Consider the following 26,384-nt stretch of genomic DNA (forward strand, 5'->3'; position numbering starts at 1 on the left):
CGTCGATCGTGGTGTTCTTGAACAAGGTCGACCAGGTCGACGACGCCGAGCTGCTCGAGCTGGTCGAGCTCGAGGTGCGTGAGCTTTTGACCAAGAACGAGTTCCCCGGCGACGACATTCCGATCGTCAAGGGTTCGGCGCTTGCCGCACTTGAAGATAGCGACAAGAAGATCGGCGAGGACGCGATCCGCGAATTGATGGCGGCGGTCGATGCCTACATCCCGACGCCGGTTCGTCCGCTCGACAAGCCGTTCCTGATGCCGATCGAGGACGTGTTCTCGATTTCGGGCCGCGGCACGGTGGTGACCGGCCGCGTCGAGCGCGGCGTCGTCAAGGTCGGCGAGGAGCTGGAGATCATCGGCATCCGTCCGACCACCAAGACGACCTGCACGGGCGTCGAGATGTTCCGCAAGCTGCTCGACCAGGGCCAGGCCGGCGACAACATCGGCGCGCTGTTGCGCGGTGTCGACCGTGAAGGCGTCGAGCGCGGCCAGGTTCTGGCCAAGCCCGGCACCGTCAAGCCGCACAAGAAGTTCGTCGCCGAAGCCTACATCCTGACCAAGGACGAGGGCGGCCGTCACACGCCGTTCTTCACCAACTACCGTCCGCAGTTCTATTTCCGCACGACGGACGTAACCGGCATCGTGTCGCTGCCGGAAGGCACCGAAATGGTGATGCCGGGCGATAACATCACCGTCGATGTCGAGCTGATCGTGCCGATCGCCATGGAAGAGAAGCTGCGCTTCGCCATCCGTGAAGGCGGCCGCACCGTCGGTGCCGGCATCGTCGTCACCATCAAAGAGTAATCAACGCCGGCGTTGCCGGTCGAGATCGAATGCGAAAGGGCGGTCTTCGGGCCGCCTTTTTGATTCGAATAGATTAACCGCCTTGCTTCAAATCCTGTTGCAAGCGCCTCTGCCGTAACTAGTATAGGTTGCATCGAGGGGGCTGCCCGAATGGTTCCATGGCGCCGTTTGCATAGTCAGGCATTGTGGTCGTTAGGACTGATCTGCCTGGTGTCGTTGCTCGCCATGGGCCACGCTGCCTTCGCAGCCGATGCCAAGAAATCCACGCCGGAAAAATCCACGCCGGATCTCGGCCCGACGATGCGGTTCGTCGTCGTCCGCAGCAGCGCGCCGGGCTGCGAGCCGACCTGTCCGGAATGGATATCGGCGGAAGGCTCGATAGAAGCCGGCACGCCGGCTCTGTTCAAACGCACGCTGAAGGCGCTTGGCGGCCGAAAGCTGCCGATCGTCGTCGATTCCCCCGGCGGCAATGTCGAAGCGGCGCTGACACTTGGTCGCCTGATCCGCAAGAACAAGCTCGATATCGCCGTCGGCAAAACCCGGTTCGTCGGCTGTCTGCCAAATGTGAAAAACTGCAAGGAAAACGACGGCAAGGGCGCCCGTTATTTTGGCAATGCCTATGCCGACGGCGCCATCTGCAATTCCGCCTGTCCGTTGATGTTTTCCGGTGGCATCCGGCGCGTGGTCGGGGAATGGGCCTTTCTCGGCGTCCATCAGATCACCACGACCTATATCCGGACGAAATTGCTGTACCGCACCACCTACCGCGTGGTGAAGGGTAAGAAGAAGATCCTCAACACCAAGGTCGTCAGCCGGAAGAACGCCGGCAGCTACAAGACCTACGAGATGAACAAGCCGCTGGAGCGGAAGCTGGCGGCCTATCTGAAGGAGATGGGCGTCGGCCTGGGCGTGCTCGAGACCATGAAAGGCACGCCGGCCAGCAGCATCCAGCAACTGGTTCCCTACGACATGCTGCAAATGAATCTCGTCACCAGCTTGGATGCCGTCGACCTGCTGACCGCGCCAACCCTATGCAAATCCGATCCGTTGCCGGCGAGTTGCAGGGAGCTGCCGGCGCCGGCGAATATCGCGAAGCCGGCCGGCGAAGTGGTGGCGAACGCCGGGCCTGCACCCGCAGGGCACGAAACCACGCGGCCGAAGGAGGCCGCAGACATGCGCTTCGTCCTGGTCCGCGGCAGCAATCCGCTTTGCAATCCCAACTGCCCGGAATGGATCTCGGCCGAAGGCACAATTACCGCCGACACGCCCGAAAAACTGCGCCAACTGCTGGACGGCGTCGGCGACCGGCGTCTGCCCATCGTCATCAACTCGCCGGGTGGTGATGTGCTCGGTGCTTTGGCGGCCGGAAGGCTGATCCGCGAACGCAAGCTCGACGTCACCGTGGCGCGGACGGATTTCATTGGCTGCGAACCGCGGCAGGCCGACTGCACGGCCGAAGACGGCGTCTATAACGGACTGACGGTCGATGCCGGCGGCGCGTGCGGCTCGGCCTGTCCGATCATGCTCGCCGGCGGTGTCAAACGCCTCGTCGGCCCGCGTGCACAGTTGAGCGTGCATTCGGTAGGGCAGGAGCAAAAGGTCAAGGCCTATCTCGAGGACATGGCCATCGGCCCCGGTCTGTTTACCGCAATTCAGCTGAATTCAGTCGAACGGCAGCTCGAACTCGACAGGATGCTGAAATACGGGCTGACAACCGGGCATCAATCGGCAGACGAATTGACAGGCCCCGGCATCTGCAGATCGGAGCCACAGCCCGAGAACTGCCGCGAAGCCTCGGGCGCCAAGGCTCAGGCCAGCACGCCGGTCAAATCGTAAGGCGGGCTTGATAGCTGCGAGCTGATCGTGCCGATCGCCATGGACGAGAAGCTGCGCTTCGCCATCCGTGAAGGCGGCCGCACCATCGGTGCTGGCGTCGTCGTCACCATTATAGAGTGATCGGCGCCGGCATTGCCGGTCGATGCGAAAGGGCGGTCTTCGGGCCGCCTTTTTCGCTTACTGACTCGAGGCAGAACAATCTTGCGCGGGTGTTTCAAAGCTATTGCAACCACCATTGCCGCAACTATTATAGGTTGCATCAAGGGGGCTTTTGCCAAGCGTGGTTTCGGGACGCCGTTTAGATAGCGTGGCAAGGTGGTGGCGCGGGCTGCTGGTTATTGCCATGGCGATGGCTGCCTTCGCCGCAAAGGCCGAGGATGTCTTCCCGAAATGGTCCGATCCGACGACTTGGACCGATCCGAAGCTATTATCCGATGATCTCTCGCCGATGCGATTCGTCGTCGTGCGCAGCAACGCGACCGGCTGCGAGTCTAACTGTCCGGAATGGATTTCGGCAGAAGGCGCCATCGAAGCGGGCACGCCAGCGCAGCTCAAGCGCATATTGAAGACGCTCGGCCGCCGCAAACTGCCGATCATCGTCAATTCCCCGGGCGGCAATGTCGATGCTGCGCTCCAGCTTGGTCGAATAATCCGCAAAAACAAGCTCGATATCGCCGTCGGTACGACCAAGTTTTCCGATTGTTGGCCCGGGATGAAAGATTGCCGGGCCAATGACGGCAAGGGCGCAGCATATTTCGGCATTGCGTCTGACGGGGGTGCCATGTGCAACTCCGCATGTCCGCTGATGTTTGCCGGAGGCGTCGGACGCGTGGTCGGCGGTTGGGCCTATCTAGGCGTCCATCAGATCACTACGACCTATTTCCGCACAACACGGCACTATCGAACCACCTATCGAGTTGTGCGGGGCAAAAAATATAGGATCACCACAGAAACCATCACTCAAGACAATGCCGGCTACAAGACCTATGAGATGAGCAAGGCGCTTGAGAGGAAACTTTCGGCCTATCTCAGGGACATGGGTGTCGGACGGGGCGTAATCGACAGAATGAAGGCCACGCCCGCCAGCGACATCCGGCAGATCGCCCTCGACGACATGCTGACGATGAAGCTGATCACCAGCAGGGACTCCCTCGACATACTTACGCAGGCGGGCATATGCCAGCGGAGTCCTGCGCCGCCGAACTGCAGGGAGGTCCCTGCGAATGCCAAGCCGGCCAAGGTGGCAGCAATCGAAGCGAAGGCCGGACCGTCTCAGCCGGCTCAAGTCCCACTTTCTCAGCTGGCCAAGGAGGCACCTGCTCAGCCGGTCGAGGCAGTGCCAGGAAACGAGGCGCCGGACAAGGGCTTCATACTCGTTCGCGGCAGCGATCCGATGTGCGAGCCCCACTGCCCGGAATGGATGTGGGCTCGGCCGCTCGTGGCAGTGCCGGGGAACGGGGCACCCGAGATGCGCTTCGTTGTGGTTCGCCGCAGCAATTCGTCCTGCAATCCCGACTGCCCGGAATGGATCTCGGCACAAGGCGTAATCACGAGCCAAACCCCGCAGAAGCTGGGCCAGTTGCTCGCTACGCTTGGCAGCCGGCGGCTGCCTATAGTGGTGAGCTCGCGAGGCGGCGACTTGTTCAGCGCTCTGGCGATGGGGCGACTTATCCGTGAAAAGAAGCTCGACGTCGCCGTTGCCCGTACCGATTTCGTTGGCTGCGACCCGGAAGAGTGGAATTGCTTGGCCAAAGATGGCGCCTATGCCGGAGTGGCCAGCGATGCGAAAGGCGACTGCGATTCGGCCTGCGCGCTGATGCTGGCTGGGGGCGTCAGGCGGCTTGTCGGTCCACGGGCGCTACTCAGCCTTTACCTGATGGGACAAGCCCAGCTGATCAAGGCTTACCTTGACGAGATGGCAATCAACCGTGATCTGTTCATGACGCTTCAGCGCATTTCGGTCGAGCGTCAGCTCGAACCTGACGTGATGCTGAGGGCCGGACTGACGACTGGGCCGCAATCAGTGGACGAGCTGACCGGTGCCACCCTGTGCAGATCGGTGCCGAAGCCTGACAATTGCCGCGTGGTGCTCTCGCCCAATGCGCAGGCCGAGGCGCCCGCCAAATTGTAGGGGCGCGTCGGTTTCGGAAGCTGGCCATCGAGACAGGTTGAGCGATGCTGGATGTTTCCGCTATCGTCCGGCGTGGTAGAAGACCAGCCAGGCGAGGGATCGCAAATGAGCCAGGACGTCCCGACATTGTTCGAATGGGCCGGCGGCACCGAAGCGCTGAACCGCCTGACCCAGACCTTCTACGACAACGTCTCTCGGGATCCCATTGTCGGGCCGGTGTTCAAGCATATGTCGGCGGACCATCCGGCCCACGTCGCGGCCTTCATCGGCGAAGTTTTCGGTGGACCGAAAACCTACAGCGAAAAGCATGGCGGCCATCGCGAAATGGTGATGCATCACCTCGGCAAGCATCTGACGGAGGAGCAGCGCCGGCGCTGGATCAATCTCCTAGCCGACGCCGCCGACGAGATCGGGCTGCCTGACGATCCCGAATTCCGCTCGGCCTTCATGGCCTATATCGAATGGGGATCGCGGCTGGCCAAGATGAACTCCAACAAAGGTCCGACCTGCGATCCCGAGGCGGAACCAATGCCGGTCTGGGGTTGGGGCGTGCCGGGCGGCCCCTACAAGCCGCCTTCGGGAAACTGACCGGGCGCGAATCGGTCGAAACCCTGCCGGCCAGGAAAACGGGTGGCTATGGAGGTCTCCGTCCTCCAGGCTAACGGTTTAAAGTCGCCGTCGACTGGCGGGGCCACACTGAAAAACCGGAGGCTTTGCGATGAGATCGGAAGGCAAGAAAAATTCAGGCAGCACCTTTGACGGCAACCGCGGAACCCGAAATCCGTTCGGTGTCATGGATGTCCCCACTCCCGACGACGAGGAGGTGTCGGCGTTCGCCGCCGGCGTAAAACTGGAGGGAGCTGCAAGCGATGAAAACGCCGAAGCCTGGGGCACCGAAAGCGACCGCGACCGCAACGACACCATCGAAGGCAGGTGGTCCAGCCGATGGAACGGCGGTGCCGATCCCACGATTCCAGGCGACAGCAAGGGTAAATGGAAGTCTGGCCGGGGCGAGGTGAAGACTGCGGGAGAGAGAGTTTACCTGCTGTTCGATTGGCATGATGGCGTGCGCAAGGGGCTCATTGATGCGCGGCGCGAGGGTGCGAAAGGGCTGGTTGGAAAATATATCAATCTGACCGACCCAAAAATCGTGCGTCCCTGGGTCGGTTTGGTCGTCAGCAATCAACGGATCGACGGGAAATGGCCGGGAGGACGCCTGGACTTTCGAAGATGAAGGCTGGGCAGCGCACGTCGCTCTTTACAGAGCGCGCGGAAGCTTTTAGGAAGCGCCTGCTGCGCCGACATGCGCATACGGGCATAGCTCAGTTGGTAGAGCGGCGGTCTCCAAAACCGCAGGTCGTAGGTTCGAGCCCTGCTGCCCGTGCCATTCCTTCGAATGGATACCTAAAAAACGATTCTTTTGCAGCGCAGCCTTTGAAAACCGGCTTGTGACTTGCCATATAGCATAAGTTGCGGCATAAGGGCCGCATAGCCGGGACGGGACGACTGGATGGTTCCGAGGCGGCGTTTGGTCATAAAGCGGACACTTGCCACTTGCGTGGATCAAGAATCGGTTTTATGTAGACGAAACAGACACGCGACGCGTGGAGCTGGGAAGCCGGCTTTACGCGTCTGATTTGCATGGGCGAAATGATTGCGCTGATTCGGCGCGAACGCACGCTCAAGCGGCACGTCCCGGCCAGCGGGATCATCCAGGAGACCCGGCCAACGGGTCTTGCAGACAGAGCGGCATATGGCTTCGAAAACCACAAATCCTTTCACCTTTCTCCAGCAGGTTCGCGCGGAGACTGCCAAGGTCACTTGGCCGTCGCGGCGCGAAACGGTGATCTCGACGGTGATGGTCCTTGTGTTCGCGGTCATCGCGATGATCTTTTTCTTTACCGCAGACGTGGCCATGGGCTTTGCGGTCGAAAAAATCCTCGGCCTCGGACAGTAAGTCCGGCGATTACGGAGAAGTCTTGAAATGACCGCGCGGTGGTACATCGTCCACGCCTACTCGAACTTTGAAAAGAAGGTCGCCGAGGACATCGAGAACAAGGCCAAGCAGAAGGGCCTGTCCGCCGACATCGAGCAGATCGTGGTGCCAACCGAGAAGGTCGTCGAGATCCGCCGCGGCCGCAAGGTCGATGCCGAGCGCAAGTTCTTTCCGGGCTATGTGCTGTTGAAGGCCAATCTGACCGATGCCGTGTTCTCGCTCGTCAAGAACACGCCGAAGGTCACCGGTTTCCTGGGCGACTCCAAGCCGGTGCCGATCACCGAAGCCGAAGCCCAGCGGATCCTGAACCAGGTTCAGGAAGGCGTCGAGCGGCCGAAGCCGTCGGTGACGTTCGAGATCGGCGAAGCGATCCGCGTTTCGGATGGACCATTCGCGTCGTTCAACGGTTTCGTCCAGGAAGTGGACGAAGAGCGGGCGCGGCTCAAGGTGGAAGTATCGATCTTCGGGCGCGCCGTGCCGGTCGATCTGGAATTCGGACAGGTCGAGAAGGGCTGATCCGAAATCCCTGCACCGGTTTCGGCGGCAGGGAAGGCGGCGCGGAGATCGCGCGGCCAAAACGGGTGGGAGGCGAATGCGGCTTTAGCCGGCCGCGCGGACCGTACCACCAGACTGCAACCGCCGGCAAGACCGGCATGAGAAAAGGCAGGAAGAGAGATGGCTAAGAAAATTGCAGGCCAGCTCAAGCTCCAGGTTTCCGCGGGATCGGCCACGCCGTCGCCCCCGATCGGCCCGGCGCTTGGTCAGCGTGGCATCAACATCATGGAGTTCTGCAAGGCGTTCAACGCGCAGACCCAGGAAATGGAAAAGGGTTCGCCGGTTCCGGTCGTCATCACCTACTATCAGGACAAGTCGTTCACCTTCGTCATGAAGACGCCGCCGGTGAGCTACTTCCTGAAGAAGGCCGCGAACCTGAAGTCGGGCTCGAAGGAGCCGGGCAAGGTCAAGGCCGGCACGATCGGCCGCGACAAGGTGCGCGCCATCGCCGAGCAGAAGATGAAGGATCTGAACGCAAACGACGTCGAGGCGGCCATGCGCATGGTCGAGGGCTCTGCCCGCTCGATGGGTCTGGAAGTGGTGGGCTGAGATCATGGCAAAGATTGCAAAGCGTGTATCGCAGACCCGCGAAGGCATCGATCCCAACAAGGCTTACGCTTTGGGTGAGGCGCTGAAGCTGCTCAAGGATCGCTCCTCGGTGAAGTTCGACGAGACGATCGAAGTCGCGATGAACCTCGGCGTCGACCCCCGCCATGCCGACCAGATGGTCCGCGGCGTGGTCAACCTGCCGAACGGCACCGGCCGCAGCGTTCGCGTCGCCGTCTTCGCGCGTGGCGACAAGGCCGAGGAGGCCAAGGCCGCCGGCGCTGACATCGTCGGAGCCGAGGATCTGGTCGACATCGTCCAGAAGGGCACGATCGACTTCGACCGCTGCATCGCCACGCCGGACATGATGCCGCTGGTCGGCCGTCTCGGCAAGGTGCTCGGCCCGCGTGGCATGATGCCGAACCCGAAGGTCGGCACCGTCACCACCGACGTGGCCGCCGCCGTCAAGGCATCGAAGGGCGGCGCCGTCGAGTTCCGCGTCGAGAAAGCCGGCATCGTTCATGCCGGCGTCGGCAAGGTCTCGTTCGACGTCAAGGCGCTGGAAGAAAACGTCCGCGCCTTCGCTGATGCGGTGACCAGGGCAAAGCCGGCTGGTGCCAAGGGCAATTACGTCAAGAAGGTGTCGGTCACCTCGACGATGGGCCCGGGCCTCAAGCTCGACGTCTCGACGCTCGCGGCGTCCTGATACGAACAATTGGATCGGCCGCTAAAACGCTGATCCGTGAAAGAATTCCGGGCCTCCGATCTGTCGGCGGCCCGGTACCGGAAGTCGAAAGGCTTCCGGACATCCTGTCCGAGATTGCAGGCGGCCCCCAAGCCTTAGGTGATGTGGGCCTTAATTCATGTGGGCCTGCATGAGACGGGTGAAGACCGGACAAAGGAGCGAAAGCTCCAATGAAAGGTTCGAACCGTGTTTGCCTTTTGTCTGCGCACCGTCCGGCTTGCCGGCAGGTGTGGCGAAAGGGGGCAGGATCCTCGAGCGTCGTTCGGGAGATCCGTTACTGGATGGCCCGGCCGGCAAAAGGCAACCCGACGCCTGTCCTTCGTAGAGGGCAGGGGTCAACTGGAGATAGGCAGTGGACAGAGCGGAAAAACGCGAACTCGTCACGGGCCTGAATGATGCGTTCTCAAGCGCTGGTTCAGTCGTCGTGGCCCACTACGCCGGTATCACCGTCGCGCAAATGAACGACCTTCGGTCGAAAATGCGCGCCGCCGGTGGCACCGTCAAAGTCGCGAAGAACCGTCTCGCCAAAATCGCTCTTCAGGGCACGGACTCCGCATCGATCATCGAGCTGTTCAAGGGACAGACGCTGATCGCCTATTCGGAGGATCCGATTGCGGCGCCGAAGGTCGCGTCCGATTTCGCCAAGGGAAATGACAAGCTCGTCATTCTCGGCGGCGCAATGGGCACCACCTCGCTCAACGCCGACGGTGTGAAGGCACTCGCCACACTTCCGTCGCTCGATGAGCTGCGCGCCAGGCTGGTTGGCATGATCGCCACGCCGGCAACCCGGATCGCCCAGATCGTCAATGCGCCTGCGGCTTCGGTCGCGCGCGTCATCGGCGCTTACGCCCGGAAGGACGAGGCGGCATGAGGCCGTTCCTCGCTATCACAAACACACGTTCGAACCTTATGAAGGAACATTGCAATGGCTGATCTGGCAAAGATCGTAGACGACCTTTCGAAGCTGACCGTCCTCGAGGCGGCCGAGCTGTCGAAGCTTCTTGAAGAAAAGTGGGGCGTTTCCGCCGCTGCTCCGGTGGCGGTTGCCGCTGCTGGCGGCGCCGCGGCCGCTGCTGCTCCGGTCGAGGAAAAGACGGAATTCGACGTCGTCCTCACCGAAGCAGGCGCTCAGAAGATCAACGTCATCAAGGAAGTTCGCGCCATCACCGGTCTTGGCCTCAAGGAAGCCAAGGACCTGGTCGAGGCGGCTCCGAAGCCGGTCAAGGAAGCCGTTTCCAAGGCCGACGCGGACAAGTTCAAGGCCCAGCTGGAAGCAGCCGGCGCCAAGGTCGAACTGAAGTAAGCGTTGAGTACCGGCGGACGGCGTCGCGCCGTCCGCCACTCCCTTCACGTCGAAGGGAGGCTCATGGCGCGAAGAGTGCGAAAACCTCTTTCCTGAGGGCCGCAAACCGGCCTTCAGGAAACGGGTTTTCTCCCGTTTCTGGCCCACCGCCAATTGGTGGTGGGTGAAAAGACAAGAAGCCGCCGACAGGCGGCGGGCAACAAGACAGGGCCGCCTGAGGTGGCCCGAGATGCAAGGCGAGCCGCGGCGAGGCTCGTCCCGAGAATTGAGCTAAGGAGCGACGATGGCCCAGACCCAGACTTTCAATGGCCGCAGACGCGTACGCAAGTTTTTCGGAAAGATCCCGGAAGTTGCGGAGATGCCGAACCTGATCGAGGTTCAGAAGGCATCCTATGACCAGTTCCTGATGGTGGAGGAGCCCAAGGGTGGGCGTCCTGACGAGGGGCTGCAGGCAGTTTTCAAGTCGGTCTTCCCGATTTCCGATTTTTCCGGCTCCTCGATGCTGGAATTCGTGAAGTACGAGTTCGAAGGACCCAAATTCGACGTTGACGAATGCCGCCAGCGCGACCTGACCTATGCGGCGCCGCTCAAGGTGACGCTGCGCCTCATCGTGTTCGATATCGACGAGGATACCGGCGCGAAGTCGATCAAGGACATCAAGGAGCAGGACGTCTACATGGGCGACATGCCGCTCATGACCTTGAACGGCACCTTCATCGTCAACGGCACCGAGCGCGTCATCGTCTCGCAGATGCACCGTTCGCCGGGCGTCTTTTTCGACCATGACAAGGGCAAGTCGCACTCGTCCGGCAAGCTGTTGTTTGCCGCGCGCGTCATTCCCTATCGCGGCTCGTGGCTCGACATCGAGTTCGATAGCAAGGACGTCGTGCACGCCCGTATCGACCGCCGCCGCAAGATTCCGGTGACGTCGCTGCTGATGGCGCTCGGCATGGACGGCGAAGAGATCCTGTCGACCTTCTACAACAAGATCACCTACAAGCGCGCCGGCGACCATTGGCGCATTCCCTTCAACGTCGAGCGTTTCCGCGGCCTCAAGGCCGTTGGTGACCTGGTTGACGCCGACACCGGCGAGGTCGTCGTCGAGGCCGGCAAGAAGATCACTGCCCGCCAGGCCAGGGCGCTTGGCGAAAAAGGTCTCAAGGCGATCAAGGCGACCGACGAGGATCTGCTCGGCAACTACCTTGCCGAGGACATCGTCAACTATGGCACCGGCGAGATTTTCCTCGAAGCCGGCGACGAGATCGATGAAAAGACGCTGAAAGTGCTTCTCGGCACCGGCGATGACGAGATCAAGGTTCTCGACATCGATCACGTCAATGTCGGCGCCTATATCCGCAACACGCTCAACGTCGACAAAAACGAGAGCCGCCAGGACGCGCTGTTCGACATCTACCGCGTCATGCGCCCCGGTGAGCCGCCGACGCTCGAGACCGCCGAAGCCATGTTCAACTCGCTGTTTTTCGACAGCGAGCGCTATGATCTTTCTGCCGTCGGCCGCGTCAAGATGAACATGCGCCTCGAACTCAAGGCCGAGGATACCGTGCGCGTGCTGCGCAAGGACGACATCCTGGCCGTGGTCAAGACGCTGGTCGAACTGCGCGACGGCAAGGGCGAGATCGACGACATCGACAATCTCGGCAACCGCCGCGTGCGCTCGGTCGGCGAGCTGATGGAGAACCAGTACCGCGTCGGCCTGCTGCGCATGGAGCGCGCGATCAAGGAACGTATGTCCTCGATCGAGATCGACACGGTGATGCCGCAGGACCTGATCAACGCCAAGCCGGCGGCTGCCGCCGTGCGCGAGTTCTTCGGTTCCTCGCAGCTGTCGCAGTTCATGGATCAGACCAACCCGCTGTCGGAGATCACCCACAAGCGCCGCCTGTCGGCGCTTGGACCGGGCGGCCTGACCCGCGAGCGTGCCGGGTTCGAGGTGCGCGACGTGCACCCGACGCATTACGGCCGCATCTGCCCGATCGAGACGCCGGAAGGCCCGAATATCGGCCTGATCAACTCGCTTGCGACCTTCGCGCGTGTCAACAAATACGGCTTCATCGAGAGCCCGTACCGCAAGATCGTCAACGGCAAGCTGACCAATGAGGTCGTCTACCTGTCGGCTATGGAAGAGGCCAAGCACCACGTCGCGCAGGCCAATGCCGAGCTCGACAAGAATGGTCATTTCGTCGACGAATTCGTCATTTGCCGTAACGCCGGCGAAGTGATGATGGCGCCGCGCGAAAACGTCGATCTGATGGACGTGTCGCCGAAGCAGATGGTGTCGGTGGCCGCGGCCCTGATTCCGTTCCTTGAGAACGACGACGCCAACCGCGCGCTGATGGGCTCGAACATGCAGCGTCAGGCCGTGCCGCTGGTGCGCGCCGAAGCGCCGTTCGTCGGCACCGGCATGGAGCCGATCGTCGCCCGTGACTCGGGCGCCGCCATCGGCGCCCGCCGCGGCGGCATCGTCGACCAGGTGGACGCGACGCGTATCGTCATCCGCGCCACGGAAGATCTCGATCCCGGCAAGTCCGGCGTCGATATCTACCGGCTGATGAAGTTCCAGCGTTCGAACCAGAACACCTGCATCAACCAGCGTCCGCTGGTGCGCATGGGCGACCGGGTCAACAAGGGCGACATCATCGCCGACGGCCCGTCGACCGAGCTCGGTGATCTGGCCCTCGGCCGCAACGTGCTGGTCGCGTTCATGCCGTGGAATGGCTACAACTACGAGGATTCCATCCTCTTGTCCGAGCGCATCGTCGCCGACGACGTCTTCACCTCGATCCACATCGAGGAGTTCGAAGTCATGGCCCGCGACACCAAGCTCGGGCCGGAGGAGATCACGCGCGATATCCCGAACGTCTCGGAAGAAGCGCTGAAGAACCTCGATGAGGCCGGCATCGTCTACATTGGTGCGGAAGTGCAGCCGGGCGACATCCTGGTCGGCAAGATCACGCCGAAGGGCGAAAGCCCGATGACGCCGGAAGAAAAGCTGCTGCGCGCCATCTTCGGTGAAAAGGCCTCGGACGTGCGCGATACCTCCATGCGCATGCCTCCGGGAACCTTCGGCACCGTCGTCGAAGTGCGCGTCTTCAACCGCCACGGTGTCGAGAAGGACGAGCGCGCCATGGCGATCGAGCGCGAGGAGATCGAACGCCTCGCCAAGGACCGCGACGACGAGCAGGCGATCCTCGACCGTAACGTCTATTCGCGCCTTTCCGACGTTCTCGTCGGCAAGGAGGCGATTGCCGGGCCGAAGGGCTTCAAGAAGGGCTCGAAGCTGTCGAAGGACACGCTCGACGAGTATCCGCGTTCGCAGTGGTGGCAGTTTGCCGTGGAGAACGAAAAGCTCCAGAGCGAACTGGAAGCCCTGCGTGGCCAGTACGACGATTCCAAGAAGGCGCTCGAGCAGCGCTTCATGGACAAGGTCGAGAAGGTGCAGCGCGGCGACGAGATGCCTCCGGGCGTCATGAAGATGGTCAAGGTCTTCGTGGCCGTGAAGCGCAAGATGCAGCCCGGCGACAAGATGGCCGGCCGGCACGGCAACAAGGGTGTCGTGTCGCGGATCGTTCCGGTCGAGGACATGCCTTTCCTCGAGGACGGCACGCATGCCGACATCGTGCTCAACCCGCTGGGTGTGCCGAGCCGCATGAATGTCGGCCAGATCCTGGAAACGCATCTGGGCTGGGCTTGCGCCGGAATGGGCAAGAAGATCGGCGATCTGATCGATGCGTACAAGACGGCGGGCGACATCAAGCCGCTGCGCAAGACGCTTGAGAGCTTCATGCCGGCCAATGACCGCAACGAGCCGGTCCGCGAATATGACGACGAGAGCATCGTTCGCCTCAGCGAGCAGATGCGCCGCGGCGTCTCCATCGCGACACCGGTGTTCGACGGCGCGCACGAGGCCGACATCAACATCATGCTGGAGCAGGCGGGCCTGCACACCAGCGGTCAGTCGCAGCTCTATGACGGACGCACCGGCGAACCGTTCGATCGCAAAGTGACGATGGGCTACATATATATGCTCAAGCTTCACCACCTTGTGGACGACAAGATCCACGCGCGTTCGATCGGGCCGTACTCGCTCGTTACCCAGCAGCCGCTGGGCGGCAAGGCGCAGTTCGGTGGCCAGCGCTTTGGCGAGATGGAGGTCTGGGCGCTTGAAGCGTACGGCGCCGCCTACACGCTGCAGGAGATGCTGACGGTGAAGTCGGATGACGTCGCCGGCCGCACCAAGGTCTACGAGGCGATCGTCAGAGGCGACGACACATTCGAGGCCGGCATCCCCGAGAGCTTCAACGTTCTCGTTAAGGAAATGCGGTCTCTCGGCCTCAATGTCGAGTTGGAGAACACCAAGCTCGACGACAACCCGATCCGGCTGCCCGACGCGGCCGAGTAAGCAAGACGTCCGGCCGCGGCCTTCCCGCGACCGGACGCACCAAATTCTCGGCCGATGGCCGATCAAGTCGGCGGGCGTTTGGCCCGCGCTAGATGCAAGGGGTTTTCGAGGACCCCGAAAAGGAGAACGGCATGAACCAAGAGGTCATGAATCTCTTCAACCCCCAGGCGCCTGCGCAGGTGTTCGATTCCATCCGGATCTCGCTTGCCAGCCCTGAGAAGATTCTGTCCTGGTCATTCGGCGAGATCAAGAAGCCGGAGACCATCAACTACCGCACCTTCAAGCCGGAGCGTGACGGCCTGTTCTGCGCGCGCATTTTTGGTCCGATCAAGGACTATGAGTGCCTGTGCGGCAAGTACAAGCGCATGAAGTACAAGGGCGTCATCTGCGAGAAGTGCGGCGTCGAAGTCACGCTGTCGCGCGTCCGCCGCGAGCGCATGGGCCATATCGAGCTGGCGGCACCGGTCGCCCACATCTGGTTCCTGAAGTCGCTGCCGTCGCGCATCGGCACGCTGCTCGACATGACGCTGAAGGACATCGAGCGGGTTCTCTACTTCGAGAACTACATCGTCACCGAACCCGGCCTCACCGCGCTGAAGGAGCACCAGCTGCTCAGCGAGGAAGAGTACATGATGGCCGTCGACGAATATGGCGAGGACTCGTTCACCGCTATGATCGGCGCCGAGGCGATCCACGACCTTCTGGCCGGCATGGACCTCGAGAAGATCGCCGGCGATCTGCGTTCGGAACTGGCTTCGACCACCTCCGAGGTCAAGCAGAAGAAGTACCTGAAGCGTCTCAAGGTCGTCGAGAACTTCATGGAATCCGGCAACCGTCCGGAATGGATGATCATGAAGGTGGTTCCGGTGATCCCGCCGGATCTGCGTCCGCTTGTCCCACTGGACGGCGGCCGTTTCGCCACGTCGGATCTGAACGACCTCTATCGCCGCGTCATCAACCGCAACAACCGCTTGAAGCGGCTGATCGAGCTGCGCGCGCCCGGCATCATCGTGCGCAATGAAAAGCGCATGTTGCAGGAAGCCGTCGATGCGCTGTTCGACAACGGCCGCCGCGGCCGCGTCATCACCGGCGCCAACAAGCGTCCGCTGAAGTCGCTGTCCGACATGCTGAAGGGCAAGCAGGGCCGGTTCCGTCAGAACCTGCTAGGCAAGCGCGTCGACTATTCCGGCCGCTCGGTCATCGTCACCGGTCCGGAGCTCAAGCTCCACCAGTGCGGCCTGCCGAAGAAGATGGCGCTCGAACTGTTCAAGCCCTTCATCTACGCCCGTCTCGACGCCAAGGGTTACTCCTCGACCGTCAAGCAGGCGAAGAAGCTGGTCGAAAAGGAGCGTCCGGAGGTCTGGGATATCCTCGACGAGGTCATCCGCGAGCATCCGGTGCTGTTGAACCGCGCGCCGACGCTGCACCGCCTCGGCATCCAGGCGTTCGAGCCGATCCTGATCGAAGGCAAGGCGATCCAGCTTCACCCGCTGGTCTGCACGGCCTTCAACGCCGACTTCGACGGCGACCAGATGGCGGTCCACGTGCCGCTGTCGCTGGAAGCGCAGCTCGAGGCTCGCGTGCTGATGATGTCGACCAACAACATCCTGCACCCGGCTTCCGGCGCGCCGATCATCGTCCCGTCGCAGGACATGGTTCTCGGTCTCTACTATCTGTCGATCGTCAACCAGAACGAGCCGGGCGAGGGCATGGTGTTTGCCGATATGGGCGAGCTCCAGCATGCGCTCGAGACCAAGGCGGTAACGCTGCATTCCAAGATCAAGGGGCGCTTCCGCACGGTCGACGCCGACGGTAAGGTCGTATCGAAGATCCACGACACCACGCCTGGCCGCATGATCATCGGCGAGCTGCTGCCGAAGAACGTCAACGTGCCCTACGAGACCGCCAACCAGGAGATGACCAAGAAGAACATCTCCAAGATGATCGACACCGTCTACCGCCATTGCGGTCAGAAGGAGACGGTCATTTTCTGCGATCGCATCATGGCTCTCGGCTTCAGCCACGCCTGCCGTGCCGGCATTTCGTTCGGCAAGGACGACATGCTGATCCCGGATGCCAAGATCAAGCTGGTGTCCGACACCGAGGCTTTGGCCAAGGAATACGAGCAGCAGTACAATGACGGCCTGATCACCCAGGGCGAGAAGTACAACAAGGTCGTCGACGCCTGGGCCAAGTGCTCGGAAAAGGTCGCCGACGAAATGATGGCCCGCATCAAGGCGGTCGAGTTCGAGGACAACGGCCGTCAGAAGCCGATGAACTCGATCTACATGATGTCGCACTCCGGTGCGCGCGGCTCGCCCACCCAGATGCGCCAGCTCGCCGGCATGCGCGGCCTGATGGCCAAGCCTAGCGGTGAAATCATCGAGACGCCGATCATCTCGAACTTCAAGGAAGGCCTGACCGTGCTCGAGTACTTCAACTCGACCCACGGCGCCCGCAAGGGTCTGGCCGACACCGCCTTGAAGACGGCGAACTCGGGTTACCTGACGCGTCGTCTTGTCGACGTGGCGCAGGACTGCATCGTCAACTCGCTCGACTGCGGCACCGACAAGGGCCTCACCATGCAGCCGATCGTCGATGCCGGTCAGGTCGTCGCTTCGGTTGGTCAGCGCGTTCTCGGCCGCACCTCGCTCGACGATATCACTCACCCGGTCACCGGCGAGGTTCTGGTCAAGGCCGGAACGCTGATGGACGAGCGTGACGTGGAACTGATCGAAAAGGCCGGTGTGCAGTCTGTCCGCATCCGTTCGGCGCTAACCTGCGAGGTCAGGGTCGGCGTTTGCGCGGTCTGTTACGGACGCGATCTGGCCCGCGGCACGCCTGTCAACCAGGGCGAGGCTGTCGGCGTCATCGCGGCGCAGTCGATTGGCGAGCCGGGCACCCAGCTCACCATGCGTACCTTCCACATGGGCGGCACGGCGCAGGTGGTGGATTCCTCGTTCCTTGAAGCCTCGTACGAGGGCAAGGTCGAGATCCGCAACCGCAACGTGGTGCGCAACTCCGACGGCCAGCTGATGGTCATGGGTCGCAACATGGCGGTGCTGATCCTCGACGAGGCCGGCAAGGAACGCGCCACGCACCGCGTCACCTACGGTTCGCGCATCTTCGTCGACGATGGCGACAAGGTGAAGCGCGGCCAGCGTATTGCCGAGTGGGATCCCTATACCCGCCCGGTCCTCACCGAAATCGAGGGCAGGGTGGCGTTCGAAGATCTGGTCGATGGCATTTCCGTTCAGGAAACCGCCGACGAATCGACCGGCATCACCAAGCGCGAGGTCATCGACTGGCGTTCGACGCCACGCGGCAACGACCTCAAGCCGGCGATCGTCGTCCAGGATGCCAAGGGCAAGGTCGGCAAGCTGTCGAAGGGTGGCGACGCCCGCTTCCTGCTCTCGGTCGAGGCCATTCTTTCGGTCGAGCCCGGCGCACAGGTTCGCCCCGGCGACGTGCTGGCGCGTATTCCGATGGAAAGCGCCAAGACCAAGGACATCACCGGCGGTCTGCCGCGTGTGGCCGAACTGTTCGAGGCACGCCGTCCGAAGGATCACGCCATCATCGCCGAGATCGATGGCACGATCCGCTTCGGTCGCGACTACAAGAACAAGCGCCGCATCATCATCGAGCCGCATGACTCGACGCTTGAGCCGGTCGAATACCTGATCCCGAAGGGCAAGCCGTTCCATCTCCAGGACGGCGACGTCATCGAGAAGGGCGACTATATCCTCGACGGCAATCCGGCGCCGCACGACATCCTGGCAATCAAGGGCGTGGAGGCGCTTGCCTCCTACCTCGTCAACGAGATCCAGGAGGTCTACCGCCTGCAGGGCGTGTCGATCAACGACAAGCACATCGAGGTGATCGTTCGCCAGATGCTGCAGAAGGTCGAGATCACCACGCAGGGCGATTCGACCTACATTCCGGGCGACCACGTCGACGTGATCGAACTGGAAGAGGTCAACGAGCGCCTGGTCGAGGAGGGCAAGAAGCCGGCCGAAGGCCAGCCGGTGCTGCTGGGCATCACCAAGGCCTCGCTGCAGACGCCGTCCTTCATCTCCGCCGCCTCCTTCCAGGAGACGACGAGGGTGCTGACCGAAGCTGCGGTTGCCGGCAAGACCGACATGCTGCAGGGGCTGAAGGAAAACGTCATCGTCGGCCGGCTCATCCCGGCCGGCACCGGCGGCACGATGAGCCAGATCCGGCGCATCGCCACCTCGCGCGACGAGTTGATCATCGACGAGCGCCGCAAGGCGTCCGGCGTCGAGGTCGCCGAGCCGATGCTGACCGACATGGTTACCGCCGCGCAGTAAGCGCGCAAGTAAGAGAAGATAGAAAAGGGGCCCAAGTGGCCCCTTTTCGCATTGTGGTTCCCCAATCGGATCGGAGGACAACGGATGAGCAGGAGGATCTGGGCTTCTGTCGACGGCTACATTGTCGAGGCTCTTTTCGAGGCGGATCCCGCCCTCGATGCCGTTCTGGCGGCCAACCATGACCACGGCCTACCGCCGATCGATGTTTCCCCGGCACAAGGCAAGCTGCTGTCACTTCTTGCGCGAATGCAGGGAGCGAAGAAGGTACTCGAAATCGGCACGTTGGGCGGCTACTCGACAATCTGGATGGCGCGAGCGTTGCCCGTGGACGGCAAGGTCGTGACGCTCGAGCTTGATCCGCACCACGCCAGTGTCGCGCGGTCGAACTTTGAACGGGCAGGGGTATCTGACCGCGTGGAACTGCGGGTCGGACCGGCGCTTCAATCGCTTGCGGCGTTAGGCGCCGAGAATGCCGGGCCGTTCGACTTCATCTTCATCGACGCCGACAAGCCGAACAACCAGCACTATCTGTCCTGGGCGATGCGTCTTTCGAGGCCGGGGACTGTCATCGTCTGCGACAATGTCATCCGTGACGGCGCGGTGGTGAACGAAGATGGCCGCGACGCCAATGTCGAAGGGGCACGCGCGGCGTTCTCGTTCATTGGCAGCGACAAGCGTCTGCAAGGTACCGCGATCCAGACTGTTGGCGCCAAGGGCTATGACGGCTTTGCAATAGCGATCGTCAGTTGAAGCTGCCACCGGCGGCTGGCTTTTTAAGGAATCGGCAATTGAACGAGGCGACCATCTGGGAATTGATCAACACTGGCCGAGATCGTATGAGCTTTGGGCAGCGAAGGCTTTGGGACCTGATCAAGATCGATCCGGAAGAATGGCTGCATCACTCTCCTGCTGGGAGTGATCATCGCATCTGGGTCGTAGCGTTGATCGGCCGGAGCGTGATTTCTTACAATGACATTGAAGGTGGTTTCGGCCGCTCAAATTTCATTCGATATGGAGAAATCACCGAGCTTGGCTGGGGGCAGGCCGATCTCGAGGTGGCGGTTCAACATGTCATGAGCGAACTTGAACAAGGACACCGGACGGCTCCCGTTGCTTCTGCGCCTCGTCCGGGAGAATTCCTGGACCGCAAGCCAAGATGATCCGGAACATTCAAGGTCGCTCTACCGGGGTCAGTGTCAGTCAAAAAAAGCTTCGACCACATTGCGCTTGCCGAGCATGAAGGCGTCGGCGACGTGCTGGAGCGGCGCGAGGTCGACGTCGGAAACGCCGGCGCGCACGATCTCGGCGAAGCGCTTGTAGAGCATCGGATATTCGGCTTCCGGCTCCTCGTGAACGACGCGGCCATCGATGGCGAGCTTTGAGCCGCCGCCAGAAAGCACCATCGATCCGGCCTCGGTATCGGCCAGGATGTCCCAGCTTTGCGGCCCGGTCTGGCGCCAGTCGAGTTCCATCGTCACCGGCAGACCGTTCGAAGTACGGAAGACGATATGGGCGGCGATCGGGGCCGCGCGGTTTTCGGGGAAATCGAGCTCTGCCGAACTGATGAACATCGGTGGCAGGATTTGGGTGGCGATCGACAGCGCGTTGATGCCGGGATCGAAGACGCCAAAGCCGCCGGGAGCCCAGATCCATTCCTGATTCGGATGCCAGCGGCGCACGTCTTCCTTCCAGTTGATGGCGGCCGACCTGATCGTAGTCGAGCTGAGGAATGTACGCGCTGCTTCGACGGCCGGCGCATAGCGCGAGTGCCAGCTGGCGAACAGGCAGACGCCGTTCGCCACCGCCAGCGCTTTCAAATCCTCGACCTCGCTGACCGTGGCGCCGGGCGGTTTTTCCAGGAAGACATGCTTTTTCGCCGCCAGCGCCGTGCGCGCAGCGTCGTAACGAAACTGCGGCGGCATGCACAGCGACACCGCCTCGAGTTCGGGCGTTGCGTCGAGCATCGCCTCGATCGTCGGGAAGTTCGGGATGTCCTCCACTTTGCCATGGCGACTGGCTGCGGCAACCAGGCGATAATCCTGGTCCTTCGCCAGCGCCGGCAGATGCTGGTCGCGGACGATCTTTCCCACGCCGACGATGCCGAGCTTGATGGGATTAGAGGACATGGGAACTCCGTAGGTTGAGTGTGCTTGGTTTTGCCAGAGGTCGTTTCTTAGCAGAGAAGTTGTGGCGGGCAAGTCGCCGGGCTTTTGTCGCCGGCTCGTGAGATCGACCGCGATTCAGATCTCTTCAGATCGGCACATCGAACGTCACGATCGACACTTCGCCTTCGAGCGCGCCCTGATAGGCGGACAGATGCGGTTCCTCGTCGGGCACGCCGTCCATGTCGCCGATCTGGTCGAGCTCGGCCTCGGCATAACCTTCCGCGGCAAGCGATTCGAGAGCGCGGCGCACAGCCGAATCGTCGTCCGGCGCGACCAGCATCACATGCACGCCTTCCGGCTTGCCGCCTTTGCGCTTCCACACCCGGCCGGTAATAATGGTGACCGGGCGCTCCTCATTGTCATTCACGGGTTCGTACCTCCGGGCGAGGGGGTTTGGGCTGTTCATGCCGCCTTTTCGCACGAAGCATGGCCTGGAAACAGCCGCAAGCCGGTCACTTTCTGCCTTCCTCTTGAAAAACGGCGCAAGAAAATTACATGCATTTTTCGCATGGCTGCCACGCCTCGGTTTCAGCGCAATATTTGCCGCTCCGGGGTTGACGGACAGTGGCCATACGAGTAGAAGCCGCCCAGTCAGAACCGATGTGAGGCTCTTGCTTCCGAAGCGACACGCTTTGGAGTTTGCCTCAAACAGGGTTCGTTTTACGAGCGAAAAGACATTTCCGGCGTGCATGAAGCGGCTTCCGCTTCCTCTGCCATTTGTTCGGGCAAGACCGCGAGGCGCGGTTTGTGGCCCGAATTTGCGTATGGAAATGACGCTTTGAGCGGCCCTGACCGGGCGAGACACGGAATTGAGAGACAAGAGGGTTTAATGCCTACCGTCAACCAGCTGATCCGCAAGCCGCGCATTGCGCCGGTGAAGCGCAACAAGGTCCCGGCCATGCAGCAGAACCCGCAGAAGCGGGGCGTCTGCACGCGCGTCTACACCACGACGCCGAAGAAGCCGAACTCGGCGCTGCGCAAGGTGGCCAAGATCCGCCTGACCAATGGTTTTGAAGTGATCGGTTACATCCCCGGCGAAGGCCACAACCTTCAGGAGCACTCGGTGGTGATGATCCGCGGCGGTCGCGTCAAGGATCTTCCGGGCGTCCGTTACCACATCATCCGCGGCGTGCTCGACACGCAAGGCGTGAAGAACCGCAAGCAACGCCGTTCGAAATACGGCGCCAAGCGTCCGAAGTGACCGAAGCGTAGCCAAGGTCGTTCCGGGCGGCGTCAAGCGACGATCCGGGATCCAGGCCACCGCGTAGAATTGAGGCAGAGAAAAAATGTCCCGTCGTCACAGTGCAGAAAAGCGTGAGATCAATCCGGACCCGAAGTTCGGCGATCTGATCGTCACCAAGTTCATGAACGCCGTCATGTATGACGGCAAGAAGTCGGTTGCCGAGACCATCGTCTACGGCGCGCTCGACCAGGTCCAGTCCAAGACCAAGCAGGAACCGGTCACCGTCTTCCATCAGGCGCTCGACAATGTCGCGCCGCATGTGGAAGTGCGTTCGCGCCGCGTCGGCGGCGCCACTTACCAGGTTCCGGTCGACGTGCGCCCCGAGCGCCGTCAGGCATTGGCCATCCGTTGGCTGATCGCCGCCGCCCGCAACCGCAACGAGACCACTATGGTCGACCGCCTCTCCGGCGAGCTGATGGACGCGGCCAACAACCGCGGCACCGCCGTCAAGAAGCGTGAAGATACCCACAAGATGGCAGAAGCCAACCGCGCTTTCGCGCACTACCGCTGGTAAAGCGCGAACGAGACTGAAGAGGCACCTCCCATGGCCCGCGAATATAAAATCGAAGACTACCGCAATTTCGGTATCATGGCGCATATCGACGCCGGCAAGACGACGACCACCGAGCGCGTCCTCTATTACACGGGCAAGTCGCACAAGATCGGCGAAGTCCATGACGGCGCGGCGACCATGGATTGGATGGAGCAGGAGCAGGAGCGCGGCATCACCATCACGTCGGCCGCGACCACGACCTTCTGGAAGGGTCGCGACGGCAAGATGCATCGCTTCAACATCATCGACACCCCCGGCCACGTCGACTTCACCATCGAGGTCGAGCGTTCGCTGCGCGTGCTCGACGGCGCCATCGCGCTGCTCGATGCCAATGCCGGTGTCGAGCCGCAGACGGAGACCGTCTGGCGCCAGGCTGACAAGTATCGCGTGCCGCGCATGATCTTCTGCAACAAGATGGACAAGATCGGCGCCGACTTCTACCGCTCGGTCGAGATGATCGGTTCGCGCCTCGGTGCGCATGCCGTCGTCATGCAGCTGCCGATCGGCGCCGAGACCGAGTTCAAGGGTGTCGTCGACCTCGTCGAGATGAACGCGCTGGTCTGGCGCGACGAGACGCTGGGCGCTGCCTGGGACGTCGTCGAGATCCCTGCCGACCTCAAGGCTCGTGCCGAAGAATACCGCGAGAAGATGATCGAGGCCGCCGTCGAAATGGACGAAACGGCGCTCGAGAATTACCTCGAAGGCAAGATGCCGAGCAACGACGAGATCCGTGCGCTCATCCGCAAGGGTACGATCGCGGTGAAGTTCTATCCGATGTTCTGCGGCTCGGCCTTCAAGAACAAGGGCGTGCAGCCGCTGCTCGACGCCGTCGTCGAATATCTGCCGTCGCCGGCCGACGTCCCGGCCATCAAGGGTGTCGACGCCAAGACCGACGCCGAGATCGAGCGTCATGCCGACGACAACGAGCCGCTGTCGATGCTTGCCTTCAAGATCATGAACGACCCGTTCGTCGGTTCGCTCACCTTTGCCCGCATCTATTCGGGCAAGCTCACCAAGGGCATCTCGGTCGACAACACCGTGAAGGGCAAGAAAGAGCGCATCGGCCGCATGCTGCAGATGCATGCGAATTCGCGCGCCGACGTCGAAGAGGCTTTTGCCGGCGACATCGTCGCCCTTGCTGGCCTCAAGGACACCACAACCGGCGACACGCTCAGTGATCCGCTGCATCCGGTCATCCTCGAGCGCATGGAATTCCCTGATCCGGTCATCCAGATCGCCATCGAGCCGAAGACCAAGAACGACCAGGAAAAGATGGGCCTCGCTCTTCACCGCCTGGCCGCCGAGGATCCGTCCTTCCGCGTCAAGACCGACGAGGAAAGCGGCCAGACGATCATCTCCGGCATGGGCGAGCTTCACCTCGACATCATCGTCGACCGCATGCGTCGCGAGTTCAAGGTCGAGGCCAATGTCGGCGCGCCGCAGGTGGCCTATCGCGAGACGATCACCCGCAAGCACGAGCAGGACTACACGCACAAGAAGCAGACCGGCGGTACCGGCCAGTTCGCCCGCGTCAAGATCCTGTTCGAGCCAAATCCGGAAAGCAGCGAATTCGAGTTCGAAACCAAGATCGTCGGCGGCGCTGTGCCGAAGGAATACATCCCCGGTGTCGAAAAGGGCATCAACAGCGTCATGACCTCGGGCCCGTTCGCCGGCTTCCCGATGATCGGCGTCAAGGCGACGCTGATCGATGGCGCCTACCACGACGTGGACTCTTCGGTTCTGGCCTTCGAAATCGCCGGCCGCGCCTGCTTCCGTGAAGCTGCGCCCAAGCTTGGCGTGCAGTTGCTCGAGCCGATCATGAAGGTCGAAGTGGTGACGCCGGAAGATTACGTCGGCAGCGTTATCGGTGACCTGAACGGCCGTCGCGGCCAGATCCAGGGCCAGGAAGCCCGTGGCGTCGCGGTGGTCATCAACGCGATGGTGCCGCTCGCCAATATGTTCAAATACGTGGACAACCTTCGCTCGATGAGCCAGGGCCGCGCGGCCTACACGATGCAGTTCGACCATTACGAACCGGTCCCAACCGCGGTCGCCCAGGAAGTCCAGAAGAAATACGCGTAACTCAGACGAGTTGCACCAGTAACTTAATTCAAGGCCCGCACGGGCTGGCAGGAATGGAGAGATCACATGGCAAAAGGTAAATTCGAGCGCACTAAGCCTCATGTGAACATTGGCACGATTGGTCACGTCGACCACGGCAAGACGTCGCTGACGGCGGCGATCACCAAGTATTTTGGCGAATACAAGCGCTACGACCAGATCGATGCGGCGCCGGAAGAAAAGGCGCGCGGCATCACCATTTCGACGGCACACGTCGAATACGAGACGGCTGCCCGCCACTATGCCCATGTCGACTGCCCCGGCCACGCCGACTATGTGAAGAACATGATCACCGGTGCCGCGCAGATGGACGGCGCGATCCTGGTCGTGTCGGCCGCCGACGGCCCGATGCCGCAGACCCGCGAGCACATCCTTTTGGCCCGCCAGGTCGGCGTGCCGTCGATCGTGGTGTTCTTGAACAAGGTCGACCAGGTCGACGACGCCGAGCTGCTCGAGCTGGTCGAGCTCGAGGTGCGTGAGCTCCTGACCAAGAACGAGTTCCCCGGCGACGACATTCCGATCGTCAAGGGTTCGGCGCTTGCCGCACTTGAAGATTCTGACAAGAAGATCGGCGAGGACGCGATCCGCGAATTGATGGCGGCGGTCGATGCCTACATCCCGACGCCGGTTCGTCCGCTCGACAAGCCGTTCCTGATGCCGATCGAGGACGTGTTCTCGATCTCGGGCCGCGGCACGGTGGTGACCGGTCGCGTCGAGCGCGGCGTCGTCAAGGTCGGCGAGGAGCTGGAGATCATCGGCATCCGTCCGACCACCAAGACGACCTGCACCGGCGTCGAGATGTTCCGCAAGCTGCTCGACCAGGGCCAGGCCGGCGACAACATCGGCGCGCTGTTGCGCGGTGTCGACCGTGAAGGCGTCGAGCGCGGCCAGGTTCTGGCCAAGCCCGGCACCGTCAAGCCGCACAAGAAGTTCGTCGCCGAAGCCTACATCCTGACCAAGGACGAGGGCGGCCGTCACACGCCGTTCTTCACCAACTACCGTCCGCAGTTCTATTTCCGCACGACGGACGTAACCGGCATCGTGTCGCTGCCGGAAGGCACCGAGATGGTGATGCCGGGCGATAACATCACCGTCGATGTCGAGCTGATCGTGCCGATCGCCATGGAAGAGAAGCTGCGCTTCGCCATCCGTGAAGGCGGCCGCACCGTCGGTGCCGGCATCGTCGTCACCATCAAAGAGTAATTTGGACTTAAACCGATCTGTCGCGGGCGCCGCCCGCGCCGCGCCAGAACAAGGAAGTGACGCATGAACGGACAGAATATCCGCATCCGCCTGAAGGCGTTTGATCACCGGGTGCTCGACGCCTCGACACGGGAAATCGTGTCGACCGCCAAGCGCACCGGCGCCAACGTCCGCGGCCCCATTCCGCTGCCGACGCGGATCGAAAAGTTCACGGTCAACCGGTCGCCTCACGTCGACAAGAAGAGCCGCGAGCAGTTCGAGATGCGCACGCACAAGCGTCTGCTCGACATCGTCGACCCGACCCCGCAGACGGTCGATGCTTTGATGAAGCTCGACCTGGCCGCCGGTGTCGACGTCGAGATCAAGCTCTAAGGAACCAGAGGTCAGCGGGGCGACCCGGAACTCTGAAGGAACAAGAGGCGTGGAGGGGCGA

At 61.9% G+C, this 26,384-nt stretch carries 22 protein-coding genes, 1 tRNA gene and 1 pseudogene; 22 read left to right on the forward strand and 2 right to left on the reverse strand.

Going from position 1 to position 26,384, the window contains the following annotated elements:
• From NKG95_RS29860 to NKG95_RS29940, 17 genes and pseudogenes are all read left to right on the forward strand, one after another.
• Positions 1 to 806 (forward strand): elongation factor Tu (locus NKG95_RS29860; RefSeq protein WP_353043287.1); only part of this gene is annotated, 806 nt, incomplete at its 5' end.
• A 150-nt stretch (positions 807 to 956) separates the two neighbouring features.
• Positions 957 to 2,642: a COG3904 family protein gene (locus NKG95_RS29865; RefSeq protein ID WP_352844903.1), complete on the forward strand. Its 1,686-nt coding sequence runs from the start codon at positions 957 to 959 to the stop codon at positions 2,640 to 2,642.
• 21 nt (positions 2,643 to 2,663) lie between these two features.
• Positions 2,664 to 2,762 (forward strand): annotated as a pseudogene (locus NKG95_RS29870) (EF-Tu C-terminal domain-related protein); the annotation flags it as partial.
• 328 nt (positions 2,763 to 3,090) lie between these two features.
• On the forward strand, positions 3,091 to 4,773 hold the full coding sequence (locus NKG95_RS29875; RefSeq protein ID WP_502900390.1) for a COG3904 family protein: 1,683 nt from the start codon (positions 3,091 to 3,093) through the stop codon (positions 4,771 to 4,773).
• A gap of 105 nt (positions 4,774 to 4,878) precedes the next feature.
• On the forward strand, positions 4,879 to 5,361 hold the full coding sequence (locus NKG95_RS29880) for a group II truncated hemoglobin (RefSeq protein ID WP_023721633.1): 483 nt from the start codon (positions 4,879 to 4,881) through the stop codon (positions 5,359 to 5,361).
• Between the two features lie 130 nt (positions 5,362 to 5,491).
• The gene (locus NKG95_RS29885) at positions 5,492 to 6,007 is read left to right on the forward strand and encodes a hypothetical protein (RefSeq protein ID WP_352844900.1); all 516 of its coding nucleotides are present in this window, start codon (positions 5,492 to 5,494) and stop codon (positions 6,005 to 6,007) included.
• A 77-nt stretch (positions 6,008 to 6,084) separates the two neighbouring features.
• Positions 6,085 to 6,160: transfer RNA gene (locus tag NKG95_RS29890), tRNA-Trp, on the forward strand.
• Between the two features lie 366 nt (positions 6,161 to 6,526).
• Entirely contained in the window at positions 6,527 to 6,730 is a 204-nt protein-coding gene (gene secE / locus NKG95_RS29895; RefSeq protein ID WP_023721668.1) for a preprotein translocase subunit SecE, read from the forward strand.
• Positions 6,731 to 6,757: 27 nt separating this feature from the next.
• Positions 6,758 to 7,285, forward strand: coding sequence for a transcription termination/antitermination protein NusG (gene nusG / locus NKG95_RS29900; protein WP_006333333.1), 528 nt, complete (start codon positions 6,758 to 6,760; stop codon positions 7,283 to 7,285).
• 159 nt (positions 7,286 to 7,444) lie between these two features.
• Positions 7,445 to 7,873, forward strand: a complete 429-nt coding sequence (gene rplK, locus NKG95_RS29905) for a 50S ribosomal protein L11 (RefSeq protein ID WP_023680440.1) — start codon at positions 7,445 to 7,447, stop codon at positions 7,871 to 7,873.
• Between the two features lie 4 nt (positions 7,874 to 7,877).
• On the forward strand, positions 7,878 to 8,576 hold the full coding sequence (gene rplA / locus NKG95_RS29910) for a 50S ribosomal protein L1 (RefSeq protein WP_352485033.1): 699 nt from the start codon (positions 7,878 to 7,880) through the stop codon (positions 8,574 to 8,576).
• 391 nt (positions 8,577 to 8,967) lie between these two features.
• On the forward strand, positions 8,968 to 9,486 hold the full coding sequence (gene rplJ / locus NKG95_RS29915; protein WP_008875657.1) for a 50S ribosomal protein L10: 519 nt from the start codon (positions 8,968 to 8,970) through the stop codon (positions 9,484 to 9,486).
• Between the two features lie 54 nt (positions 9,487 to 9,540).
• A complete protein-coding gene (rplL, locus tag NKG95_RS29920) occupies positions 9,541 to 9,918 on the forward strand; it encodes a 50S ribosomal protein L7/L12 (protein WP_023680442.1) in 378 nt (125 codons plus the stop codon).
• A 283-nt stretch (positions 9,919 to 10,201) separates the two neighbouring features.
• Positions 10,202 to 14,338, forward strand: a complete 4,137-nt coding sequence (rpoB, locus tag NKG95_RS29925; RefSeq protein WP_352496503.1) for a DNA-directed RNA polymerase subunit beta — start codon at positions 10,202 to 10,204, stop codon at positions 14,336 to 14,338.
• A 131-nt stretch (positions 14,339 to 14,469) separates the two neighbouring features.
• Positions 14,470 to 18,666: a DNA-directed RNA polymerase subunit beta' gene (rpoC, locus tag NKG95_RS29930; RefSeq protein ID WP_353043288.1), complete on the forward strand. Its 4,197-nt coding sequence runs from the start codon at positions 14,470 to 14,472 to the stop codon at positions 18,664 to 18,666.
• 84 nt (positions 18,667 to 18,750) lie between these two features.
• Complete coding sequence (locus NKG95_RS29935) at positions 18,751 to 19,416, forward strand: O-methyltransferase (protein ID WP_023721672.1); 666 nt, start codon at positions 18,751 to 18,753, stop codon at positions 19,414 to 19,416.
• Between the two features lie 38 nt (positions 19,417 to 19,454).
• Positions 19,455 to 19,826, forward strand: a complete 372-nt coding sequence (locus NKG95_RS29940) for a hypothetical protein (RefSeq protein WP_023721673.1) — start codon at positions 19,455 to 19,457, stop codon at positions 19,824 to 19,826.
• A gap of 36 nt (positions 19,827 to 19,862) precedes the next feature.
• Here NKG95_RS29940 and NKG95_RS29945 read toward each other — a convergent pair whose 3' ends face one another.
• Positions 19,863 to 20,792: a Gfo/Idh/MocA family protein gene (locus NKG95_RS29945; protein ID WP_353043289.1), complete on the reverse strand. Its 930-nt coding sequence runs from the start codon at positions 20,790 to 20,792 to the stop codon at positions 19,863 to 19,865.
• A gap of 124 nt (positions 20,793 to 20,916) precedes the next feature.
• Positions 20,917 to 21,198: a transcriptional regulator gene (locus NKG95_RS29950; RefSeq protein ID WP_023680447.1), complete on the reverse strand. Its 282-nt coding sequence runs from the start codon at positions 21,196 to 21,198 to the stop codon at positions 20,917 to 20,919.
• A gap of 462 nt (positions 21,199 to 21,660) precedes the next feature.
• Here NKG95_RS29950 and rpsL point away from each other — a divergent pair, with 462 nt between their 5' ends.
• The 5 genes from rpsL to rpsJ all read left to right on the forward strand — a co-directional run bounded on the left by rpsL (position 21,661) and on the right by rpsJ (position 26,323).
• Positions 21,661 to 22,032 carry a 30S ribosomal protein S12 gene (gene rpsL, locus NKG95_RS29955; protein WP_006333356.1) on the forward strand — a complete coding sequence of 124 codons (372 nt, stop codon included), beginning with the start codon at positions 21,661 to 21,663 and terminating at the stop codon, positions 22,030 to 22,032.
• An 85-nt stretch (positions 22,033 to 22,117) separates the two neighbouring features.
• Complete coding sequence (gene rpsG / locus NKG95_RS29960) at positions 22,118 to 22,588, forward strand: 30S ribosomal protein S7 (protein ID WP_008875664.1); 471 nt, start codon at positions 22,118 to 22,120, stop codon at positions 22,586 to 22,588.
• Between the two features lie 30 nt (positions 22,589 to 22,618).
• A complete protein-coding gene (fusA, locus tag NKG95_RS29965) occupies positions 22,619 to 24,709 on the forward strand; it encodes an elongation factor G (RefSeq protein WP_353043290.1) in 2,091 nt (696 codons plus the stop codon).
• 66 nt (positions 24,710 to 24,775) lie between these two features.
• On the forward strand, positions 24,776 to 25,951 hold the full coding sequence (gene tuf, locus NKG95_RS29970) for an elongation factor Tu (RefSeq protein WP_127294065.1): 1,176 nt from the start codon (positions 24,776 to 24,778) through the stop codon (positions 25,949 to 25,951).
• Between the two features lie 63 nt (positions 25,952 to 26,014).
• Positions 26,015 to 26,323: a 30S ribosomal protein S10 gene (gene rpsJ / locus NKG95_RS29975; protein WP_006205468.1), complete on the forward strand. Its 309-nt coding sequence runs from the start codon at positions 26,015 to 26,017 to the stop codon at positions 26,321 to 26,323.
• Positions 26,324 to 26,384: the final 61 nt, after the last annotated feature.

Origin of the sequence: Mesorhizobium sp. M1423 (assembly GCF_040317575.1) — a bacterium.
Lineage (GTDB): Bacteria > Pseudomonadota > Alphaproteobacteria > Rhizobiales > Rhizobiaceae > Mesorhizobium.

Excerpts from the sequence above, each read along its gene's own strand:
- NKG95_RS29935 (WP_023721672.1), top strand. The coding sequence starts at position 18,751 with ATGAGCAGGAGGATCTGGGCTTCTGTCGACGGCTACATTGTCGAGGCT.
- rpoC (WP_353043288.1), top strand. The coding sequence starts at position 14,470 with ATGAACCAAGAGGTCATGAATCTCTTCAACCCCCAGGCGCCTGCGCAG.
- nusG (WP_006333333.1), top strand. The coding sequence starts at position 6,758 with ATGACCGCGCGGTGGTACATCGTCCACGCCTACTCGAACTTTGAAAAG.
- NKG95_RS29880 (WP_023721633.1), top strand. The coding sequence starts at position 4,879 with ATGAGCCAGGACGTCCCGACATTGTTCGAATGGGCCGGCGGCACCGAA.
- secE (WP_023721668.1), top strand. The coding sequence starts at position 6,527 with ATGGCTTCGAAAACCACAAATCCTTTCACCTTTCTCCAGCAGGTTCGC.
- NKG95_RS29875 (WP_502900390.1), top strand. The coding sequence starts at position 3,091 with ATGCGATTCGTCGTCGTGCGCAGCAACGCGACCGGCTGCGAGTCTAAC.
- rpoB (WP_352496503.1), top strand. The coding sequence starts at position 10,202 with ATGGCCCAGACCCAGACTTTCAATGGCCGCAGACGCGTACGCAAGTTT.
- tuf (WP_127294065.1), top strand. The coding sequence starts at position 24,776 with ATGGCAAAAGGTAAATTCGAGCGCACTAAGCCTCATGTGAACATTGGC.
- rplL (WP_023680442.1), top strand. The coding sequence starts at position 9,541 with ATGGCTGATCTGGCAAAGATCGTAGACGACCTTTCGAAGCTGACCGTC.
- rpsJ (WP_006205468.1), top strand. The coding sequence starts at position 26,015 with ATGAACGGACAGAATATCCGCATCCGCCTGAAGGCGTTTGATCACCGG.
- fusA (WP_353043290.1), top strand. The coding sequence starts at position 22,619 with ATGGCCCGCGAATATAAAATCGAAGACTACCGCAATTTCGGTATCATG.
- rpsG (WP_008875664.1), top strand. The coding sequence starts at position 22,118 with ATGTCCCGTCGTCACAGTGCAGAAAAGCGTGAGATCAATCCGGACCCG.
- NKG95_RS29865 (WP_352844903.1), top strand. The coding sequence starts at position 957 with ATGGTTCCATGGCGCCGTTTGCATAGTCAGGCATTGTGGTCGTTAGGA.
- NKG95_RS29885 (WP_352844900.1), top strand. The coding sequence starts at position 5,492 with ATGAGATCGGAAGGCAAGAAAAATTCAGGCAGCACCTTTGACGGCAAC.
- NKG95_RS29945 (WP_353043289.1), bottom strand. The coding sequence starts at position 20,792 with ATGTCCTCTAATCCCATCAAGCTCGGCATCGTCGGCGTGGGAAAGATC.
- rplK (WP_023680440.1), top strand. The coding sequence starts at position 7,445 with ATGGCTAAGAAAATTGCAGGCCAGCTCAAGCTCCAGGTTTCCGCGGGA.
- rplA (WP_352485033.1), top strand. The coding sequence starts at position 7,878 with ATGGCAAAGATTGCAAAGCGTGTATCGCAGACCCGCGAAGGCATCGAT.
- rpsL (WP_006333356.1), top strand. The coding sequence starts at position 21,661 with ATGCCTACCGTCAACCAGCTGATCCGCAAGCCGCGCATTGCGCCGGTG.